The organism is Pseudomonas sichuanensis, from assembly GCF_024749065.1.
Taxonomy (GTDB): domain Bacteria; phylum Pseudomonadota; class Gammaproteobacteria; order Pseudomonadales; family Pseudomonadaceae; genus Aquipseudomonas; species Aquipseudomonas sichuanensis.
Genome location: NZ_CP087185.1, coordinates 2,456,859 through 2,476,366 on the forward strand (window position 1 = coordinate 2,456,859; position 19,508 = coordinate 2,476,366).

21 protein-coding genes are annotated in these 19,508 nt (G+C 63.4%); 12 read left to right on the top strand and 9 right to left on the bottom strand.

Annotated elements, in window-relative coordinates:
* Positions 1 to 13: 13 nt before the first annotated feature.
* On the bottom strand, positions 14 to 1,360 hold the full coding sequence (gene pvdM, locus LOY51_RS11260) for a pyoverdine-tailoring dipeptidase-like protein PvdM (protein WP_125463696.1): 1,347 nt from the start codon (positions 1,358 to 1,360) through the stop codon (positions 14 to 16).
* Between the two features lie 180 nt (positions 1,361 to 1,540).
* On the opposite strand from pvdM, the gene LOY51_RS11265 reads away from it, so the two are divergent.
* The 3 genes from LOY51_RS11265 (at position 1,541) to LOY51_RS11275 (ending at position 3,289) form a co-directional block, all read left to right on the top strand.
* Positions 1,541 to 1,975, top strand: a complete 435-nt coding sequence (locus LOY51_RS11265; protein ID WP_258646219.1) for a tektin family protein — start codon at positions 1,541 to 1,543, stop codon at positions 1,973 to 1,975.
* Positions 1,976 to 2,035: 60 nt separating this feature from the next.
* A complete protein-coding gene (locus LOY51_RS11270) occupies positions 2,036 to 2,530 on the top strand; it encodes a GNAT family N-acetyltransferase (protein WP_258646628.1) in 495 nt (164 codons plus the stop codon).
* A 126-nt stretch (positions 2,531 to 2,656) separates the two neighbouring features.
* Positions 2,657 to 3,289, top strand: coding sequence for a LysE family translocator (locus LOY51_RS11275; RefSeq protein ID WP_125463698.1), 633 nt, complete (start codon positions 2,657 to 2,659; stop codon positions 3,287 to 3,289).
* Between the two features lie 36 nt (positions 3,290 to 3,325).
* Here LOY51_RS11275 and pbpG read toward each other — a convergent pair whose 3' ends face one another.
* Positions 3,326 to 4,252: a D-alanyl-D-alanine endopeptidase gene (gene pbpG, locus LOY51_RS11280; RefSeq protein ID WP_125463699.1), complete on the bottom strand. Its 927-nt coding sequence runs from the start codon at positions 4,250 to 4,252 to the stop codon at positions 3,326 to 3,328.
* A gap of 272 nt (positions 4,253 to 4,524) precedes the next feature.
* Between pbpG and LOY51_RS11285 the strand changes: the two genes are divergently transcribed.
* The gene (locus LOY51_RS11285) at positions 4,525 to 4,821 is read left to right on the top strand and encodes a hypothetical protein (RefSeq protein WP_125858322.1); all 297 of its coding nucleotides are present in this window, start codon (positions 4,525 to 4,527) and stop codon (positions 4,819 to 4,821) included.
* A gap of 467 nt (positions 4,822 to 5,288) precedes the next feature.
* Positions 5,289 to 5,504, top strand: coding sequence for a hypothetical protein (locus LOY51_RS11290; protein WP_125463701.1), 216 nt, complete (start codon positions 5,289 to 5,291; stop codon positions 5,502 to 5,504).
* Between the two features lie 114 nt (positions 5,505 to 5,618).
* Here LOY51_RS11290 and LOY51_RS11295 read toward each other — a convergent pair whose 3' ends face one another.
* Both LOY51_RS11295 and LOY51_RS11300 read right to left on the bottom strand, forming a co-directional pair.
* Entirely contained in the window at positions 5,619 to 5,801 is a 183-nt protein-coding gene (locus LOY51_RS11295) for a hypothetical protein (protein ID WP_125463702.1), read from the bottom strand.
* Between the two features lie 101 nt (positions 5,802 to 5,902).
* Complete coding sequence (locus LOY51_RS11300) at positions 5,903 to 6,247, bottom strand: hypothetical protein (protein ID WP_110994624.1); 345 nt, start codon at positions 6,245 to 6,247, stop codon at positions 5,903 to 5,905.
* A 162-nt stretch (positions 6,248 to 6,409) separates the two neighbouring features.
* On the opposite strand from LOY51_RS11300, the gene LOY51_RS11305 reads away from it, so the two are divergent.
* Complete coding sequence (locus LOY51_RS11305) at positions 6,410 to 7,231, top strand: shikimate 5-dehydrogenase (protein WP_258646220.1); 822 nt, start codon at positions 6,410 to 6,412, stop codon at positions 7,229 to 7,231.
* A 176-nt stretch (positions 7,232 to 7,407) separates the two neighbouring features.
* Here LOY51_RS11305 and LOY51_RS11310 read toward each other — a convergent pair whose 3' ends face one another.
* From LOY51_RS11310 to LOY51_RS11320, 3 genes are all read right to left on the bottom strand, one after another.
* The gene (locus LOY51_RS11310; RefSeq protein WP_125463705.1) at positions 7,408 to 7,650 is read right to left on the bottom strand and encodes a hypothetical protein; all 243 of its coding nucleotides are present in this window, start codon (positions 7,648 to 7,650) and stop codon (positions 7,408 to 7,410) included.
* Positions 7,651 to 7,744: 94 nt separating this feature from the next.
* A complete protein-coding gene (gene gloA, locus LOY51_RS11315) occupies positions 7,745 to 8,272 on the bottom strand; it encodes a lactoylglutathione lyase (RefSeq protein ID WP_110994621.1) in 528 nt (175 codons plus the stop codon).
* Positions 8,273 to 8,622: 350 nt separating this feature from the next.
* Entirely contained in the window at positions 8,623 to 8,982 is a 360-nt protein-coding gene (locus LOY51_RS11320) for a histone-like nucleoid-structuring protein, MvaT/MvaU family (RefSeq protein ID WP_110994653.1), read from the bottom strand.
* Between the two features lie 356 nt (positions 8,983 to 9,338).
* Between LOY51_RS11320 and LOY51_RS11325 the strand changes: the two genes are divergently transcribed.
* Positions 9,339 to 10,628 (top strand): OprD family porin, encoded by a 1,290-nt coding sequence (locus tag LOY51_RS11325; RefSeq protein WP_125858324.1) that lies wholly within the window; start codon positions 9,339 to 9,341, stop codon positions 10,626 to 10,628.
* Between the two features lie 63 nt (positions 10,629 to 10,691).
* Positions 10,692 to 11,441 (top strand): precorrin-6A synthase (deacetylating), encoded by a 750-nt coding sequence (cobF, locus tag LOY51_RS11330; RefSeq protein ID WP_258646224.1) that lies wholly within the window; start codon positions 10,692 to 10,694, stop codon positions 11,439 to 11,441.
* A 30-nt stretch (positions 11,442 to 11,471) separates the two neighbouring features.
* Here cobF and LOY51_RS11335 read toward each other — a convergent pair whose 3' ends face one another.
* Entirely contained in the window at positions 11,472 to 12,686 is a 1,215-nt protein-coding gene (locus LOY51_RS11335) for a glycosyltransferase family 4 protein (protein ID WP_258646225.1), read from the bottom strand.
* A gap of 116 nt (positions 12,687 to 12,802) precedes the next feature.
* Positions 12,803 to 13,153, bottom strand: coding sequence for a response regulator (locus LOY51_RS11340; RefSeq protein WP_258646226.1), 351 nt, complete (start codon positions 13,151 to 13,153; stop codon positions 12,803 to 12,805).
* Between the two features lie 257 nt (positions 13,154 to 13,410).
* Here LOY51_RS11340 and LOY51_RS11345 point away from each other — a divergent pair, with 257 nt between their 5' ends.
* From LOY51_RS11345 to LOY51_RS11360, 4 genes are read left to right on the top strand one after another with little or no spacing between them, the layout of a single operon-like run.
* Positions 13,411 to 16,878: a response regulator gene (locus LOY51_RS11345; RefSeq protein WP_258646227.1), complete on the top strand. Its 3,468-nt coding sequence runs from the start codon at positions 13,411 to 13,413 to the stop codon at positions 16,876 to 16,878.
* Between the two features lie 4 nt (positions 16,879 to 16,882).
* A complete protein-coding gene (locus tag LOY51_RS11350; RefSeq protein ID WP_110994616.1) occupies positions 16,883 to 17,704 on the top strand; it encodes a CheR family methyltransferase in 822 nt (273 codons plus the stop codon).
* A complete protein-coding gene (locus tag LOY51_RS11355) occupies positions 17,701 to 18,276 on the top strand; it encodes a chemotaxis protein CheB (protein ID WP_125858329.1) in 576 nt (191 codons plus the stop codon). Before LOY51_RS11350 ends, LOY51_RS11355 begins: the two co-directional genes overlap by 4 nt.
* The gene (locus LOY51_RS11360) at positions 18,270 to 19,496 is read left to right on the top strand and encodes a hybrid sensor histidine kinase/response regulator (protein ID WP_125463712.1); all 1,227 of its coding nucleotides are present in this window, start codon (positions 18,270 to 18,272) and stop codon (positions 19,494 to 19,496) included. Before LOY51_RS11355 ends, LOY51_RS11360 begins: the two co-directional genes overlap by 7 nt.
* The last annotated feature ends 12 nt before the right edge of the window (positions 19,497 to 19,508 follow it).

The following is a 19,508-nucleotide window of genomic DNA, read 5'->3' on the forward strand; positions in this document are numbered from 1 at the left end:
GGTTGGGCCTTGCTCAGCGGGTGGCGACGGGTTGTGCGGATTTCTGTACCTGTTCCCAGGCGCGCAGGAAGTTGCCCGCCCAGAGTTTCGCGATGTCCGTCTCGCTGTAGCCGCGGGTCAGTAGCTCGGCGGTGACGTTGCGGATTTCGCTCACGTCCTTCCAGCCGTCCAGGCCGCCGCCGTCGTTGAAGTCGGAACTGATGCCGACATGGTCGATGCCTACCTTTTTCACCGTGTAGTCGATGGCGTCGACGTACTGCTTGAGGGTGGCCTTGGGTTCTTCTTCGAGGATGCCGTACAGCGAACTTGCGTATTCGCCGAAGCGCGACTCGGGCCAGATGGCGATCACCGCGTCGCCCGGCATCAGGGCGTTGGCCAGGCCTTGCAGCGGTTGCAGGTCGAAGCGCGCGCGCAGGGCGTCGAGCTTGTCCAGCACCGGCTTGCCCAGCGGCTTGAGGTATTGGCCGAAACCGACCACCTGGATCACCCCGCCGCTGGCCTTGATCAGCTGCATCTCGTGGTCGGAGAGGTTGCGTGGGATGTCCACCAGCGCCCGGGGCGCCGAGTGCGAGGCGACCATCGGTGCGCGCGACAGGCGGGCGACGTCTTCCAGGGCCTTCGTCGACATCTGCGACACGTCGATGATCACGCCCAGGTCGTTGAGGCGCTTGACCGCTTGCTCGCCCAGCGGCGACAGGCCGCCGAGGGCGTCGGCGGTGTCGTTGAAGAACGGCAGCGGGCGCGAGGAGTCGGCCCAGTCGTTGTTGCCGGTGTAGCTGAAGCCGAACATGCGCATGCCGCGTGCGGCCCACAGGTCCAGTTGGGCGACGTCATGGCCCAACGGGTAGGCGTTGAGCATGCTGATGAAGATGGCGAACTTGCCCTCGCCGTTGAGGCGGCGGAAGTCGGCGGGGGTGTAGGCGATGCCGACCTGGTTGGGGAAGTCGCGGACCATGCCGCTGATGATCTTGTAGCGCACCTCTTGCTCGTGGCGCGCGGCGTCGACGAAGCCGGGGGTGGGGCGGTGCGGCGCGTTGGGGCCGTTCCAGATTTCCGGCCAGCCGAAAATGGTCAGCGCGGCGCCCGACAGGCGCCCGCGGTTGGCCTTGACCAGGTCGAACTGGGTCGGGCCGTCCTTGTCCAGTTCGTTGCCGGCGCTGCCCAGGTCCAGCGGCACGGTGACGTGGCTGTCGAAGGAGAGCATGTGTTCGTGCAGGGCGTTGGCCTGTTCGACGATCTGGCGCGGGTATCCGGCCTCCCGGCCTTGCCAGTAGAAGTAGCCGGCGGCGCTGCCCAGGGCGACCGCCAGGGCCAGGGGCAGGCCGATGTACAGGGCTTTGCGGGAACGGGTCTTGGTCATTGCCATCTCGTTGCAGGGCTGATCGGGTGCCTGCCGGTGGCGCACGGGCGCCCGGGCAGGGTTCGGGTATCAGGTGGACGAATGGCGGGGGGGTAAATTTATCCACGCGTTGGCGTTCATGTTTCGCTGTGGCCTGCCGATATGCAGTCATCGGAAGGACCCTGGCAGAGGAATAGGGACATGGTTAATTTCACGCTCATCAACATCGCCGGCGCCGCGCCTGCCCTCAACAATGCTGCTCAGAGCGGCGCGGCCCAGGCTGGCAGCGGCACTCAGGAAGCAGCGCCGCTGAAGATCGACCCCAAGCTGTTCAAGGCTGATGCCGACGCCGGGCCCAGCATCGAGACCGACGAAAGCTCCGATCCGCCCGAGGTCAAAGAGCTGCGCGAGATGATCGAGCGGCTGCAGAAGCAGCTGGCCGAAGAGCAGAAACAGCTGGCCGCGATGATGGCGAAGCAGCACGACGACCCGGCGAGCCAGGCGGCGATTGCTGCCAAGCAGGCCAGTATCACCACCCTGATCGGGCAGATCTCGGCGGCTACCGCGCAGTTGCTGGAGACCCTGAACAAGCTTGGCAGCAGCAGTGCCGGTGGTTCGGTCGACACCGTGGCCTGACCTTCGCCGGGCTGATTGGGTATGCTGGCGGCCCGTGATGAACGAGCCGCCGCAACGCCGATGCCGACCTGGACGCTGAGCACCGCCACCCACCGCAATGCCCGCGAGGTCGTCGATTTCATCGATACCGCCCGCCGTGGGCTTTTCCCGATGCTCGCCGATTCACCGATGCCCAGGGACCTTGCCTGTTTCGAGGAAAGCTACCTCGAGGGGGAGGGGTTGTTCCTGGTCGCCCATGACCAGGGGCGGTTGGTGGCATGCATCGGCTACCTGCCGTATGACCATCGCTTTGACCAGCTCGATTACCGCGCTCGCCGTACCGTGGAAGTGGTGCGGTTGTTTGTTGTGCCCGAATACCGCCGTTGTGGGCTAGCCGGGGCGCTGTTTGCGGCGCTGCGCGAGAGGGCGCGGGAGGCGGGGGTTCAGTGGTTGTACCTGCATACCCATCCGTTTTTGCCGGGGGCGATTCGGTTCTGGGAGGGGCAGGGGTTTGCCATTGTGGATGTGGAAGGGGACCCGGTTTGGCGGACTACGCATATGCAGAGGGTGGTGTGAGGGATGGAGGCCTGGCTTGGGATTGGATCTGGGCGGCCTGGTGCGATCCCAAGCATGGATCAGCGTTTCAAGGCGGGATCATCTGCGGATACACTTCGCCCACACACCACCACAAGGACGTGCACGATGCCTGAACTCACCAGCCTGCTGGCCTTCGCCCTGATCTGCCTGGGCATGGTCCTCACCCCCGGCCCGAACATGATCTACCTGATCTCCCGCTCGATCTGCCAGGGCCGTGCGGCCGGGCTGATTTCGTTGGGCGGCGTGGCCCTGGGCTTCGTCATCTACATGCTGTGCGCGGCACTGGGCATCACCGCGCTGGTGATGGCCGTGCCGCTGGCCTACGACGCGCTGCGCATCGGCGGCGCCTTGTACTTGCTGTACCTGGCCTGGCAGGCGCTGCGTCCGGGTGGCCGCTCGCCGTTCCAGGTGCGCGACCTGCCGGCGGACAGCCCGCGCCGGTTGTTCGGCATGGGCCTGTTGACCAGCCTGCTCAACCCCAAGATCGCGGTGATGTACCTGTCGCTGATGCCACAGTTCATCGAACCGGGCCACGGCAGTGTGCTGGCCCAGTCGCTGGTGCTGGGCTGCACACAGATCATGATCAGTGTGTCGGTGAATGCGTTGATCGCGGTGATGGCTGGCTCCATCGCCGTGTTTCTCGCCGGGCGGCCGGTGTGGCAGCAGGTTCAGCGTTGGCTGATGGGGACCGTGCTGGCGGGGCTGGCCGTGCGCATGCTGGCCGAAGGCCGCCGCTGAAGGCGTGCCCCGCGTCCTGCGGGGCGGTACGGGGTTTCAGTCCTGAACCAGGCGCGGGCGGGCCTGGCGCTCGCTCTTGTACTGCATGGCCACCGACGGCGCCGCCTTGGCGCTGCCTGTTTCCAGCCACTGGCGCATGCGGCTGGCATCGGCGAAGTGGGTGTACTTGCCGTAGGCGTCGAGAATCACCATGGCCACCGGGCGGTTGTCCATCCGGGTCAGCAGCACCAGGCAGTGGCCCGCCTCGTTGGTGAAGCCGGTCTTGGTCAGCTTGATGTCCCAGTTGCTCTTGTTGACCAGGTGGTCGGTGTTACGGAAGCCCAGGGTGTAGTTGGGTTTGCGGAACGCCACGGTCTTTTCCCGGGTGGTCGAGAGTTCGCCGAGCATCGGGTACTTGCGCGAGGCCATCAGCAGTTTGGCCAGGTCCTGGGCGGTGGACACGTTCAGCGTCGACAGGCCGGTCGGCTCGACGTAGCGGGTATGGCTCATGCCCAGTGCGCGGGCCTTGGCATTCATGGCCTTGATGAACGCGCCGTAGCCACCAGGGTAGTGGTTGGCCAGGGTGGTGGCGGCGCGGTTCTCCGACGACATCAGGGTAATCAGCAGCGTCTCGCGACGGTTCAGCTCGCTACCCAGGCGCACCCGCGAATACACGCCTTTCATCTCCGGGTTGTTGGCGATGGTCATGCTGAGCATTTCGTCCATGGGCAGCTTGGCGTCGAGCACGACCATCGCGGTCATCAGCTTGGTGACCGAGGCGATGGGGCGCACGCGATCGGCGTGGCTGGCGTACAGCTCCTGGTTGGTGTTGAGGTCGATCAGCAGGGCGCTGCCGGAGGCCAGGTGCAACTTGCTGGGGTCACGTTGGGCCTGGGCCGGGGGTTGTGCAGCAGCGGTCGACGGGAGGGTCGCAGTACCTGTGAGCAACAGCAGCAGGCTGAGGATGGACAGGGAAGTTTTCACGTTGAGGCTCACTAAATGTTGGTATGTCGTTGGCTGTGCAAGGGTTTTCCCCCAAAAACCGATGCATTGTGGAGTATGGCTTAAAGGCTGTCGAATGCCTTATATCCAAAGGGCGCAAGGTGAACGAAATTTAATCCTGTACCGATTCTGTACCCATTACCTTCTCTTCCGGCTTGGCGATTTTTGGCCCGGTCGTTGGTGCAAAGCGCTGGCGGCCAGAGCCAAATTGGACTACTGCTTCCGTCTCGATCAATCCACTCAAGGAATGTGAGATGAGGCGACTACTGCTGGGTGTCATGCTGGTTGCGTCGGGCGCTGCTCAGGCTGGAATTCCGCTAGTGAACGCCACGTGCCCAGGCAACATCGAGGTGCACGCCGACAAGGGTGGCCCTATCTACATCAATGGCAAGGAAGGCAAGCTGAAGAGGTTCAACGACAACTATTTCGAAGCCAAGGGCAGCGGTGTGACGATCTCGCTGTCGATCAACCCGGACGGCTCTGCGAGCGTTTCCTATACCGGTAAGAACCGAGCCAATGGCATTTGCCAGGTAAAGGGCGAAGGCTCTTGAGGCGCTGTCGGGCAGAGAGGGTCAGGCGATTTACGCTGGCTTACAACATTCTGCCTTAAGGTCGCCTGACGTCTGCTAATGCAGTTGCATGTGAAGGGATGAGTGGAGCGGCATTGTTTGAACCTGCAATTTTACCGAGGTCCAAACTATGCAAGGCCTGGCTTCGCCTGGCCGGAGACACTCAAATGAAACGAAAAGCTGCTTGGGTCGCAATACTGTCAGCGGTGGTGGTGTTGAGCGGTTGCTGGCCGTATTGGCACGATGGAAGGCATCACCGGCATTACTACGATGAGGATCGTGGTGGCCATGAGTATCGCCGGTATTAACCAAACACCGTCATCATCACCGCAGAGCGCCCTGTGAACAGTTTCCTCGAACGGATGGGGCGGGGCGCTCTGCGCTGGCGGTGCAAAATGAATGTCGATCAAACACCTACACTGTGAGCGTGTTGTATTGAGGACGCCGACATGGCCGAAGTTCTCGCGTTCTTGGGGAAGGCGTTCACTAGTCTCTTTCTGGAGATCATTTTCTGGTTCTTCTTTTACTGGCTCGGCTGGCCAGTCGTGAAGATCGCCAGCCTGGGCCGGCGCCCACAGGGCGATTGGCGAAGTGAGACCGCCGAAAGAAACTGGGTATCAGGCGTTGGGGTCGCGGTGTTTGCTTGCATCATCATGTTGTTTTGAGGCCAGTTTTGGCGCCTTTGCGTTGTCCGGACCACGTGCGTCGGGCAAAAAAAAGCCCGCCATGAAGGCGGGCGAGGGGACGCTTGGGGAGCAACACACAACAACAGATTCGGTTCAGGCAATAAGGCAGCTGTCGAGTAACTGCCCGGCCAGGGTCTCGGCCGAGGAGCGGGTGGTCAACGGGCCGCTGATGGCTTCGCCGTTGCGCATCAGGTACCAGCACGCCAGCTGGCCTTGGGCACGCAGGCTGGCCGGTACGGCGCTGCCGATGACGGACATGATCTGGATGGGGGCCATGGGGGATCTCCTGTGAAACATGGCCCCACATTACGCAGACGCCGTGAAGGTTTGAAATCGATGGCTTCGATAGTGGTCATTGATTTCATCAACTGTGCCGACTACCAGCGAGGCGGGCCGTAGTAGACCGGCGGCGGGCCATAGTAGCGGCGATACACCGGTGGCGGCGGTGCCGGCACATACTGTTCGACCACGTAGGGCTGGTAGTACACGGGCGGCGGCGGTGCTTGCACATAAACCGGTGGCGGTGGGTAATAGGCGGGTTGGCGCTCGACGTAGACGGTACGGTCATGCCCACCGCTGACGGCTGCCCCGACCACCGCGCCCACCACTGCCGCGCCGATCACCGGCCCCGGGCCATACCAGCCGCCACCGTGGGCGGACGCCTGCCCGCTGACGGCCAGCGCGCCGACCAGCAGGGCGATTCCGGGGATGAAACGCTTCATGGTCAATCCTCGCAAGACAACCCCACGCTTGGGGCCTGATTACTATGACCGCAGTCAGGGTCAAGTGAGCGCAGGGGAAGGGTAAAGGTTGTGTAAGGGGCGACAGGCGGCAGCCTCTGTTACGCTTAGTCAATCGTTTCAGCAGCCTCGACAGGAGCGGCAATGATCCTATCCCCCAGCAGCGCCACCGTGTTGTGCATTTCCCTGGCCGGACGCCCCGGTACCTTCGGCGTGCGTTTTCACAATCACCTCTACCAGCAGCTCGGGCTGGATTACTACTACAAGGCCATGACCACCCAGGACCTGCCTGCCGCGGTGGCCGGTATTCGCGCCCTGGGCATTCGCGGCTGCGGTGTGTCGATGCCGTACAAAGAGGCCTGCATGGCGCTGGTGGATGAGGTTGATCCGTCTGCGCTGGCGATCGAGTCGGTCAACACGCTGGTCAACACCGACGGTCACCTCAAGGCCTACAACACCGACTACCTGGCGGTACGTCAGCTGCTGCAGCGCCACCAGGTCGACCCTGGCACCGCCTTTGCCTTGCGCGGCAGCGGCGGTATGGCCAAGGCGGTGGCCAGTGCGCTGCGTGATGCGGGCTTCGCCAACGGCACCATCGTTGCCCGCAACGAACAGGCCGGGCGGCACCTGGCGGATGTCTGTGGCTATGGTTGGTTGCCCGAGCTGGGCGACCTGTGCCCGCCGATGCTGGTCAATGTCACGCCGATCGGCATGGCTGGCGGGCCGGAGGCCGATCAGCTGGCGTTTTCGGAAAATGCGATCGCCGCGGCCGAGCGGGTGTTCGACGTGGTGGCGATGCCAGCGCGCACACCGCTGATCCTGCGGGCGGAAACGCTGGGCGTACCGGTGATCACCGGGCTTGAGGTGATCGCCCTGCAGGCACTGGAGCAGTTCGTGCTGTATACCGGGGTGCGGCCGTCGGACGAGCAGGTGGCGGCGGCGGTGGCCTTTGCCCAAGGCGGCTGAATGCAGGATTACGCATGGTTTGAAGCCAGCGCGGTCGGTGTAGGAGCGGCCTTGTGTCGCGAAAGGGCTGCGGAGCAGCCCCGGCGATTTCTGCTTTCACGCTGAAACCCTGGGGCCGCTTTGCGGCCCTATCGCGACACAAGGCCGCTCCTACAGTGGGCGTGCATACGCTGGGCTCAAAACACCTTGTGCCCGTCATCCAACTGATGATCGACCAGCGCCCGGCCATGGGCCAGGGACACATGCTGGGCGTTTTCCAGGTCGGCGAAGAATTTCATCGGCAACGACAGGCGCTTGCTGGTATGCCCGCCTGGGTCGGTAATCAGGCAGCCGGCGGCATAGGGCAGGGGGGAATCGGGGTGGGGCATCACACTGGCGGTGATGGTGTGCTCGCGGTATTCACAGTGAAGGGTTTGCATCGTCCTTACCTCGCTGTGGCTATGGAAGGGTTACTTCCATATACCACGGCAAGGGGCCGGTAGTTCCCGGCCCGACGAGCGCGAGCGCCGTCTGTCAGTCTTTCAGCGCGGTCGGTTGGATGACTTCGACCCAGTAACCATCCGGGTCCTTGACGAAGGCCAGGTGGTTCATGCGGCCATCGGCCAGGCGCTTCTGGAAGGGCACGTCCAGCGCCTCGAAACGCGCGCAGGCTTCGCGTACGTCCGGCACCGAAATGCAGATGTGGCCAAAGCCGCGCGGGTCGGTGTTGCCGTTGTGGTAGGCGAACTCAGGGTCGTTCTCGGTGCCGTGGTTGTGGGTCAGTTCCAGCACGCCAGGGATCGATTTCATCCACTGGTGGCGCTCGGCGTCGTCGGCAGGGATCTGCGCCGGGTCGACCAGGGCCAGGAAATACAGGCTGAAGGCCGCTTCTGGGAAGTCGCGCTTGTCCACCAGGCGGAAACCCAGCACGCGGGTGTAGAAGTCCAGCGATTTCTCGATGTCCTTGACCCGCAGCATGGTGTGGTTGAATACGAATTGGGCGGTGGCGGTGTCTGGCTGGGCGGTGACGCCGGGCAGGGTGTTCAGATCATGCAGGCTCATGGGGACTCCAGAATCAGGGCCTAGGGTTTGTACGAAAAGTCGCCGAGCGGCGATCAGGCAAGGCGAAAACAGGCGAGGAAGCGGAGTTGACTGGTTGTCAATGAGCATTCCGAGCCTGTTTTCAACGCAGCATGATCGTCGCGCAGGCACTTTTCGTACAAAGCCTAAATACAGGAGGGCATGATACGGCAGTCAGCCTCGAGCGCAAACGAAAGCGCCCTGCACGAGTGCAGGGCGCCGGAATTAGAGGCCCGCATGTGCGGGCGCGTGATGGGGTCGCTAGTCCTTTAGCTGGTTCGATACTGTTACAGCGCTTGTGAAAAATGTGTGAAGCCGGTGTTGATATTTCATCAGCGAACCCAGCTTTCCACGGTCTGCGCCCCGTACTGTTCTTTCCAGGCCTTCAGCCCACGGTGGTTGCCGCCTTTGGTCTCGATCAGCTCGCCGGTGTGGGGGTTCTCGTACACCTTCACCACACGCGGGCGGCGTTGCTGTTTGGCGGCAACTGCCGGGCCCCGCGCGGTCGCTTTGGGGTCGAGAATGGCGATGATGTCGCGCAGGCTCTTGTCATAGCTTTTCATCAGGCCGACTAGTTTCTGCTCGAATTCGATTTCGCGTTTGAGGCCGGCATCCTTTTTCAGCGCTTCCAGTTGTGCCATCTGTTCCTGTAGCGCTTTTTCGGCAGCACGAAACTCTGCAAGTCTGGACACTGTCATCACTCCTGTAAGTCTGCCGTGGCATGGCGTAACGAACATGGAAGTCACACTAGACGCCGGCCACGCGGGTGGGTATTGCTGTTCGCTGTTAGTGAGTGTAGTAGTCGCGGGCAGGGGGGTAAACAGTAAACTTTCAATTGATTATCCGGGAACTTTGCCGGTTTTTCGTAACCGCTTTGAAACTGCTTCATTGGCTGCTCTCGGCTGCGCTAGACCATGGTCCAATGGCTCATTCCAGAGCCTTCGGGGCAAAATTGGCGATGATGGTCGAAATCTGTTCGTTCATCCCGTAGTGCCGGTGCAGGTGGCTGCCCGGATTGTTTTTTGCCTTTCTCTGGATGTTCCCTCGCATGTTTGCCCCTTTTCCTCTCGCCCCCGGGCGCAGTGTTGCCGGCTTGTTCTTGCTGTGCGCCGGTGTCAGTGCCCAGGCTGCCGGTTTTGTTGAAGACAGCAGTGCCAAGATCGAAGCCCGCAATGTCTATTTCAACCGCGACTTCCGTGATGGTCACAGCAGTTCCAGCCAGGGCGCGTCGAAGCGCGAAGAGTGGGCGCAAGGGTTCATCCTCAATGTCCAGTCCGGTTATACCCAAGGCCCGGTAGGCTTCGGGGTGGATGCCTTGGGGATGGTCGGTTTCAAACTGGACTCCAGCCCTGCTGACAGTAACAGCGGGCTGCTGCCGTCGTCCGGGCATGACCCGCGCCACTCCGCCGACCAGTACGCCAAGATGGGAATTGCCGGCAAGGTGAAGGTCTCCGAGACCATGCTCAAGTACGGTTCGATGATGCCGGACGTACCCCTGCTCAAGTACAACGATGGCCGTTTGTTGCCGACCATGTTCCACGGTGCCTGGCTCACCTCCGAAGAAGTGCGTGACCTCAAGTTCACCCTGGCGCGCCTGAATCAGTACACCGCGCGGGACTCCACCGACCGCCAGGACATCCGCGTGCACTGCAAGAACAAGCGCTACGCCTGCGATATCGAGGCCGACCACTTCGACCTGGGCGGCATCGATTACCGCTTCAACGAGCGTGTCAGTGCCCAGTACCAGGTGTCCAAACTCGAGAATATCTACCGCCAGCACTTCCTCGGCCTGGTTGCCAGCCAGCCGCTGCAGGTGGGTACGCTGTCGGCCGACCTGCGCCTGATCAAGAGCGATGACATCGGCAACGCTCGCGCCGGCAACATCGACCACCGCGCCTTCAGCGGCATGCTCGGCTACAGCCTGGGCGGCCACAAGCTCAGCGCCGGCTGGCAGCGCATGTATGGCGAAAGCGCCATGCCGTACCTCGACGGCACCAACCCGTACCTGGTCAACTACGCCCAGGTCAACGACTTCGCCGCCGCCCAGGAACGTTCCTGGCAGCTGCGTTACGACTACGACTTCAAGGCCATTGGCGTTCCCGGCCTGACGTTCTTCACCCGCTATATCAACGGCGACAACATCAAGGTGCCGGGCAGCACTGCCGAAGGCAAAGAGTGGGAGCGCGACACCGAGCTCAAGTACCAGGTGCAAAGCGGCACGTTCAAGGACGTCAGCGTGCGCCTGCGCAACTCCACCTACCGCAGCAACTATGAAAAGTGGGCGCGGGACATGGACGAAACGCGGGTGATCGTCAGCTACAACTTCTCGGTGTTCTAAGCCCCTTTGCCAAATACCGGTGGCCATCCGAGAATGACCGCCGGTAACCAGGCAGGGCAGGTGATGAAGCAACTTCTGTTGATTGGTATCGGCCCGGGCGATCCGCGCCAGGTCACCTATGAGGCCGTCGAGGCCATGCGCCGTGCCACGGTGTTCTTCGTGCTCGACAAGGGGCAGGAGAAGGACGAACTGGTGGGCCTGCGCAAAACCATCCTCGAACGCTACCTGCCTGATGGCGGCTACCGCCTGGTACAGGTCGCCGACCCACGGCGCGATGCCCAGGCAGCGGACTACGTTGCGGCCGTGCACGACTGGCACGTGCAGCGCGCCGCGCTGTATGCCCGGCTGATCGAGGACGAGCTCGGTGCCGATGATGTCGGCGCTTTCCTGCTCTGGGGTGAGCCGGGGTTGTATGACAGCACCTTGCGCATCCTCGAGCTCGTGCGTCAGCGTGGCCTTGCGCTGGCGCTTCAGGTGATTCCCGGCATCAGCAGTATCCAGGCCCTGGCGGCCAGGCATCAGGTTCCCCTCAATCGCATCGGCGAGCCGTTGATCGTGCTGCCGGGCCGTCGCCTGGCTGGGCAGGCGCGGATCGACAATGCGCTGGTGATGCTCGATGGCCAGTGCATGTTTGCCGCACTGGAGGACCCGCAACTGACCATCTACTGGGGCGCCTACCTGGGCACGGTCGATGAGCTGTTGATCGCCGGGCCGCTGCAACAGGTCAAGGCGCAGATTCTCGACGCTCGCGAGCAGGCCCGGCGGCGCAAGGGCTGGATCATGGACACCTACCTGTTGCGCCGCGAACCCTGAGGCCGTGCTGCCGCGTCGTCAGGCAGCCGGTTACCGGCGTTCGCGCCGCAACATGGCCCCGACGAAGTTGTACAGCCGCTGTTCGTGCATATGCACGAGGCTGTGTTCGATACGCCCGAGCAGCACGGTGGAATGCCGCTGGCGGTCGAAGCGTGCCTTGAGCAGCGGCTCGCAGGCGTCATGCGCCCGTTGCCACCGTGCCGCGTCGCCGTATAGCTGCGCGGCCGCCTTGGCCAGCCCTTCGGCGGTGTCGGCAATGCTGCCCGGCCAGGGGTGCGCCCCTTGTATACCCTCGGCAGCCACCGGTGTGGTCACGCAGGGCGTGCCCTGGCGAAGCGCATCGAGCAGCGGGCCGTCGATGCCCGAGCCGGAGCGTAGTGGCGCCAGGTACACACGGGCGCTGCCCAGCAGTGTCTCGACGCATGGCGGCTCGCCCATCACATGCAAACCCTGCTCCGGGGCATGCAAGGCCATGCTCCTGGCTGACGGGTTGGCGCCGTGGAGGTATAGCTGCGCTTCGGGCGACTGGCGGCGCAGCACCGGCCAGAGGTTGTGCCTGAGCCACAGCAGCGCATCATGCTGGGCCGGCGAGGCGAAGTCGCCCAGGCACACGAAGTGCTGGCGCTCGGCGAACGGGCGCGCGGTAGCGGCGGGCTCGACCATTGGCGGGCAGTAATGCAGCAGGTAATCCGGCACACCGAAGCCGTTGACCAGCAGGTCGAACTCGGCTTGCGAGGTGAGTAGCGTCAGGTCGCAGCGCCAGATGGCCGCCAGTTCGCGTTGGGTCAACTCGGAGGGCGCCATGTGTCGATACAGGTCCGGGCCGCTGGTGGCGAACAGGGCGCGGAAGTCGTTAGGGTCGAGGCCTTCGATCAGGCGGCGGCGCAGCAGTTGCTGGCGCGTCTCGCTTAGGCTTTGCAGGCCGCCGGTGAGCAGCACGCGCAGGGCTTGAGGGATGTGTTGGGTGACCTGGCTGGTGTAGCGCTCTTCGCTGGTGAAACTGTCGAACAGCACCACGTCTGCGGCCTGGCTGGCCAAGAAGTCCTGGTTATCGGTGCTGATGTGTTGCTCGATCACGCCAAGTGCCGCCAGGTCGGCCTTGCGCTCGCAGGGTTGGGCCGAGCTGGCGAAGGTAACCTGCCAGCCGCCGGCCAGGAAGGTTTGGAGAATCTGCTGCAGGTGCTGGCCGGCGCTGCAGGCCTGTTGTTCGGGCCACCGGAGGCTGAGGACCAGGAGATGGGGCATGGGGGAGGGCCTTGGGGCAAAGGGCGCTATTTAAGCATATGGGGATGGGGTGGGCTGCCATGGGCATGACTGGGCATTTCCAGCGCCTGTGAGATCGAGCGCCTCGCAGCCCCACCTCAACCCCCCCCAAGAATCTCCCGCACCATGTCCCGCAACCGATCAATGCTGAACGGCTTGGCAATCATGTACATGCCTTCAGGCACACTCATGTTCTCGGCATAGCCACTGGCAAACAGCACAGGCAGCAGGGGCCGCAACTCACGGGCCTTGCCCGCCAGCTCTTCACCGCGCATATCCGGCAAACCGACATCGGTCATCATCAACGCCAACGACTGCCCGGCATCTTCGAGAACCTTCAGTGCAGCAGCGGCATTTTCCGCCTCGACGGTTTTGTAGCCCAGTTCGTCGAGCACATCGACTATCAACATACGAACGATGTCGTCGTCCTCGACTACCAGAAGGTGCATGGTACGGATCCTGTTTCGCGTAAAGGGTATCTACTCTGTGCCCGTGGCGGGGTAGAAGTTCCCCAGCTTAACGGCGTGTGCAATCAGATGGAACGATTGGCGCACAGCGCCTTCAAATACTGGCTAAATGCCCTGCCAGAACCGCTAAAGCTGGTTAGACTCGCTGTATTCCCGGTCGGTGTGGCGCAGGGTCTTACACTTGCAGGATGTAGCCGCCAGCACTGTTCAATGGACTTTTTTCGCTCGGGCCTTATCACATGATGCAAACAGCCTCGATGGATCAACGCAGCTTTCGCAAGCTACTCGCCCGCAACGTCGGCCTGCCGCTGGGCGTAGGGCTGCTGGGCGCCGTGGCGTTTGTGGCGGTGATCAACTACCTGCTCTCGGCCATGCAATGGGTCGAACACACCGATCGGGTGATCGGCAATGCCAACGAAACGGTCAAGCTGTCGATCGACATGGAAACCGGCATGCGCGGTTACCTGCTGACCGGCGAAGAGCGTTTTCTTGACCCCTACGAGGTGGCCAAGCCACGCATTTTCAGCAGCCTGGACAGCCTCAAGGGGATGGTGGCGGACAACCCGCAACAGGTCGAGCGGATCGAGCGGCTGATCGCTCTGCAGCGCGAGTGGAACAACTTCGGCGGCGAGATGATCAATCTGCGCCGGAACAAAGGTGACTATCAGCTGCCGATCGGCTCCGGTCGTGGCAAGCGCATCACCGACGAGATCCGCAAGGAATTCGACAGCTTCATCAGCACCGAACAGCAACTGCGCATGGCACGCAACGAGAAGGTCAGTGCGGTCACGGTCACCGCCATCTCGGCTTTCGTGCTGTTCATCGTCGCCCTGAGCGGGTTGCTCGCCTTCCTTGGGCGGCGCGACCTGCTGGCGCTTTCGGCAAGCTACGCCGACAACCTGCAGGCGCAGCAGCGCTCTGCCGAGGGCCTGGAGCACCAGGCCTGGCTGCGCGCCGGGCAGACCCAACTGGGCGAACAGATGATGGGGCAACTGACGCTGCCCATGCTCGGCGACAACATCCTGCGCTGTTTCGCCGGCTACCTGGGGAGCGTGGTCGGTGCACTTTATGTGCGTGACGAGCACGGGCACCTGGTGCGGGTGGCCAGCTACGGCCTGGATGCCGAGCAGCAAGGCAAAGAGCAGGTGCTGGGGGAGCATGGCGGCCTGCTGGCCCAGGCCGTGATGCAGGGGCGGCTGATCCGCCTGGATGACCTGCCCGAGGATTATTACCAGCTCAGCTCCGGCCTTGGCCGTGGTTTGCCACGCAGCGGCCTGCTGATGCCGGCGCGGGATGATGGCCGCATCAATGGGGTCGTGGAAATCGGCTTCCTGCGCCCGTTGCATGATCGCGATGTCGAGATGCTGGAACGTGTGGCCGAGAACATCGGCATCTCCATCGAAAGCGCCCGCTACCGCCAGCGCCTGCAGGAAGTGCTGGCCGAAACCCAACAGCTCAACGAGGAACTGCAGGTCCAGCAGGAGGAGCTCAAGTCGGCCAACGAAGAGCTGGAAGAACAGTCGCGGGTGCTCAAGGAGTCCCAGGCCTACCTGGAGACGCAACAAGCAGAGCTTGAGCAGACCAACGAACAACTGGCCGAGCGCACCGACGCCCTGGACCGCAAGAACAGCGAGCTGAACCAGGCCCAGGTGGAGTTGCAGGCGCGCGCCGACGACCTGCAGCGGTCGAGCAAGTACAAGTCGGAATTCCTCGCCAACATGTCCCACGAGCTGCGCACGCCGCTCAACAGCTCGCTGATCCTGGCCAAGCTGCTGGCCGAGAACGGCGAGGGCAACCTCAGCCAGGAGCAGGTCAAGTTCGCCGAGTCGATCTACTCGGCCGGCAACGACCTGCTCAACCTGATCAACGACATCCTCGACATCGCCAAGGTCGAGGCCGGCAAGCTTGAAGTGCGCGCCGAAACCACCCCGCTGGAGCGCCTGGTCGAAGGCCTGCAGAGCATGTTCCGGCCGCTCGCCCAGGACAAGGGCCTGGACTTCGAGGTACAGCTCGAACAACCCCTGCCGGCGACGCTGTTCACCGACCGCCAGCGCCTGGAGCAGATCCTCAAGAATTTGCTGTCCAACGCCGTCAAGTTCACCGAGCGCGGCCAGGTGAGCCTGCGCATCAGCCACCAGGTGGGCATGGGCATCGTGTTCGCCGTGCGCGACACCGGCATCGGCATTGCCGCCGACCAACAGCAGGCGATCTTCGGCGCCTTCCACCAGGTCGACGGCACCAGCAACCGCCGCTATGGCGGCACCGGGCTGGGCCTGTCGATCTCGCGCGACCTGGCCCACCTGCTCGGTGGGCAGATCAGCGTCGACAGCAGCCCGGGGCAGGGCAGTGTGTTCAACCTGATCCTGCCCGAGCGCTACGAGCCCTCGGGCGAGCAGAAAGCCGTGCACAGCCTGCGCCCGGCGGTCGATGAACTGCCCCCGGCGCCGCAGGTGGTGGTGCCGGCGCGTGCCGAACGGCCGAAACCTGCGTTCACCGACGACCGCGAACTGGCGCCGTTCAGCAACCGCTGCATCCTGGTGGTCGAGGACGAACCGAACTTCGCCCGCATCCTCTACGACCTGGCCCACGAACTGGGCTACAGCTGCCTGGTGGCGCAGAGCGCCGACGAAGGCTTCGAACTGGCCGCTCAGTACCTGCCCGACGCCATCCTGCTGGACATGCGCCTGCCCGACCATTCCGGGCTCACCGTGCTGCAGCGCCTCAAGGAGCAGGCCGGCACTCGGCATATCCCGGTGCACATCATTTCGGTGGAAGACCGCGTCGAGGCGGCCATGCACATGGGCGCGGTGGGCTACGCGGTAAAACCCACCAGCCGCGACGAGCTCAAGGCGGTGTTCGCTCGCCTGGAGGCCAAGCTTACCCAGAAGCTCAAGCACATCCTGCTGGTGGAAGACGACGACCTGCAGCGCGAGAGCATCGCCCGCCTGATCGGCGACGACGACATCCAGATCACCGCCGTGGCCCTGGCCCAGGACGCCCTGGCGCTGCTGCGCGAGAACATCTACGACTGCATGATCATCGACCTCAAGCTGCCCGACATGCTCGGCAACGAGCTGCTCAAGCGCATGACCGCCGAGGACATCCGCAGCTTCCCGCCGGTGATCGTCTACACCGGGCGCAACCTCACCCGCGAGGAAGAGGCCGACCTGCTCAAATACTCGCGCTCGATCATCATCAAGGGCGCACGCTCGCCGGAGCGCCTGCTCGACGAAGTCACGCTGTTCCTGCACAAGGTCGAGTCGCAGCTGTCCAACGAGCGCCAGCGCATGCTCAAGACCGCGCGCAGCCGTGACAAGGTGTTCGAGGGGCGCAAGATCCTGCTGGTGGACGACGATGTGCGCAACATCTTCGCCCTCACCAGCGCCCTGGAGCACAAGGGCGCCATCGTCGAGATCGGCCGCAACGGGCGTGAGGCCATCGAGGTGCTCGAGGCCAACGACGACATCGACCTGGTGCTGATGGACGTGATGATGCCGGAGATGGACGGCTACGAAGCCACCCGCCTGATCCGCCAGCAGCCGCGCTGGCGCAAGCTGCCGATCATCGCCGTGACCGCCAAGGCGATGAAGGACGACCAGCAGCGCTGCCTGCAGGCCGGCGCCAACGATTACCTGGCCAAACCGATCGACCTGGACCGTCTGTTCTCGCTGATCCGCGTGTGGCTGCCGCAATTGGAGCGAATCTGAAATCTTGACCAGTGAACGCAACACCGACATTGAAATCCGGCTGCTGATCGAGGCGATCTACCTCAAGTACAGCTACGATTTTCGCGACTACTCCGGCGCTTCGATCAAGCGCCGGATCCTGCACGCCCTGCGCCAGTTCGACTGCCGCACGGTGACCGCGCTGCAGGAGCGCGTGCTGCACGACCCAGGCATGTTCATGGAGCTGCTGCAGTACCTGACGATCCCGGTCAGCGAGATGTTCCGCGACCCCGGCCACTTCCTGGCGCTGCGCAACGAAGTGGTGCCGCTGCTGCGTACCTGGCCCTCGATCAAGATCTGGATCGCCGGTTGCAGCACGGGCGAGGAGGTCTATTCCATGGCCATCCTGCTGCGTGAGGAGGGCTTGCTGGAGCGCACCATCCTGTACGCCACCGACATCAACCCGCACTCGCTGGAGCGCGCCAAGCAGGGCATCTATTCGCTGCAGAGCATGCGCGAGTACGAAGAGAACTACCGCAAGGCCGGTGGCCGGCGCGACTTCGCCGAGTACTACACCGCCGCCTATGGCAACGCCATCATGGACAGCAGCCTGCGCGACAACGTGACCTTCGCCGACCACAGCCTGGCCACCGACAGCGTGTTTTCCGAGACCCAACTGGTGTCGTGCCGCAACGTGCTGATCTATTTCAACAAGACCCTGCAGGACCGCGCCCTGGGGCTGTTCCACGAGTCGCTGTGCCACCGCGGCTTCCTGGTGCTGGGCAGCAAGGAATCGGTGGATTTCTCGGCCTACAGCGACGGTTTCGAGCCGCTGGTGCGGCCTGAACGGATCTACCGCAAATCATGAACGGCGTGCGTGCGGTGGTCATCGGCGCCTCGGCGGGCGGCGTCAGCGCGCTGTTCAGCGTGCTCGGCGCGTTGCCGCAAGGTTTCGCCATCCCGGTGATCTGCGTGCTGCACTTGCCGGACAACCGCCACAGCCAGCTGGCCGAAGTGCTGCAGCGCCGCCTGCACCGCCCGGTACGCGAAGCCTGCGACAAGGCACAGATCGAAGCGGGGCTGATCTACGTCGCCGGGCCCCGTTACCACCTGTCGGTGGAGCAGGACCTGACGTTGTCCCTCAGCCAGGAAGAGCCGGTGCATTTTTCCCGGCCGGCCATCGACTACCTGTTCGCCTCGGCGGCGGATGCCTATGGCCCGGGCCTGCTCGGTATACTGCTGACCGGTGCCAACGAAGACGGCGCCCGTGGGCTGTTACAGATCAAACAAAGGGGCGGCCGGACCGTGGTCCAGGACCCTCGCGATGCGCAGGTCGCGCTGATGCCGGAGGCCGCCCTGGCCCTGCACCGCCCCGACCATATCCTTTCCCTGAGCGGTATCGGGCAGTTGCTCGCCACCTTGGAACCCCACGCATGTTAAGCAACATCACTGCCAAACTGCTGATCGTCGACGACCTGCCGGAAAACCTGCTGGCCCTCGGTGCCCTGATCCAGGGCGAGGACCGCGAGGTCCACCAGGCCCAGTCGGCGGAACAGGCGTTGTCGCTGCTGCTCGACCACGAGTTCGCCCTGGCCATCCTCGACGTGCAGATGCCCGGCATGAACGGCTTCGAACTGGCCGAGCTGATGCGCGGCATGGAGAAGACCCGCAACGTGCCCATCGTCTTCGTCACGGCTGCCGGGCGCGAAATGAATTACGCCTTCAAGGGTTATGAAAGCGGCGCGGTGGACTTCCTGCACAAGCCGCTGGATACAGTCGCGGTGAAGAGCAAGGTGTCGGTGTTCATCGACCTGTTCCGCCAGCGCAAGGCCCTCGACCGGCAGTTGCAGGCACTGGAACACAGCCGCGCCGAACAGGAGCAACTGCTGGCGCAGTTGCAGGTGGCGCGCGGCGAGCTGGAACGGGCGGTGCGCATGCGCGACGACTTCATGTCGATCGTCTCCCACGAAGTGCGTACCCCGCTCAACGGCCTGATCCTGGAAACCCAGCTGCGCCGCATGCACCTGTCGCGCGGCAACCTGGCGGCGTTCAGCGAAGACAAGCTCAAGGCCATGGTCGAGCGTGACGAACGGCAGATCAACAGCCTGATCCGCCTGGTCGAGGACATGCTCGACGTGTCGCGCATCCGCACCGGCAAGCTGTCGATCCGGCCCAAGGCCTTCGACCTCGGCCAGCTGGTGCAAGGCCTGGTGCAGAACTTCAGCGCCCAGGCCGGAGCTCTTGAAACCCATATCGAACTGCAGCGTTGCCAGACCCTGCACGGCGAGTGGGACGAGTTTCGCATTGAGCAAGTGCTGGCCAACCTGCTGTCCAATGCCTTGCGCTATGGCGAGCGCAAGCCGGTGCAGGTGCGTTTGTTCGAGGATGGCGCCATGGCCTGCGTGCAGGTGCAGGATTCAGGCATCGGCATCAGTGCGCAGAACCAGCAGCGGATCTTCCAGCAGTTCGAGCGCGTCGCCGCCCAGCAGGCCAGCGGCGGGCTGGGCCTGGGGCTGTATATTTCCGAGCAGATCGTACTGGCCCATGGCGGGCGGATCCAGGTCGACAGCAGCGAGGGCAGCGGTGCCACCTTCAGCGTCTACCTGCCGTTGCCAAGGGTGCAGCAGCAAAGCGACCACACACAGGCAACCTCGGCGTAGTGCTGGGGTCTG